The sequence below is a fragment of the Salmonella sp. SAL03688 genome, assembly GCF_046551895.1.
Classification (GTDB): domain Bacteria; phylum Pseudomonadota; class Gammaproteobacteria; order Enterobacterales; family Enterobacteriaceae; genus Salmonella; species Salmonella enterica.
In genome coordinates this window covers 1-288 of sequence record NZ_JBGDVI010000082.1, presented here as the reverse complement: position 1 = coordinate 288, position 288 = coordinate 1, and the positions used below count along the sequence as shown (strand labels likewise).

Here is a 288-nt window from a genome sequence, read left to right as displayed (position 1 = left end):
AAACGAGCAGTAAAACCTCTACAGGCTTGTAGCTCAGGTGGTTAGAGCGCACCCCTGATAAGGGTGAGGTCGGTGGTTCAAGTCCACTCAGGCCTACCAAATTTTCCCTGAATACTGCGTTGTGAAATAACTCACATACTGATGTATGCTTCGTTATTCCACGCCTTGTCTCAGGAAAAATTATCGGTAAAGAGGTTCTGACTACACGATGGGGCTATAGCTCAGCTGGGAGAGCGCCTGCTTTGCACGCAGGAGGTCTGCGGTTCGATCCCGCATAGCTCCACCATC

Annotated in this window: 2 tRNA genes; both read left to right on the top strand. The window is 50.3% G+C overall.

The features are described 5' to 3' along the window. The first annotated feature begins 22 nt into the window (after positions 1-22). Positions 23-99 (top strand) — tRNA-Ile (locus ACLJR2_RS23825). 111 nt (positions 100-210) lie between these two features. Further along, a tRNA-Ala gene (locus ACLJR2_RS23820) sits at positions 211-286 on the top strand. Positions 287-288 lie beyond the last annotated feature (2 nt).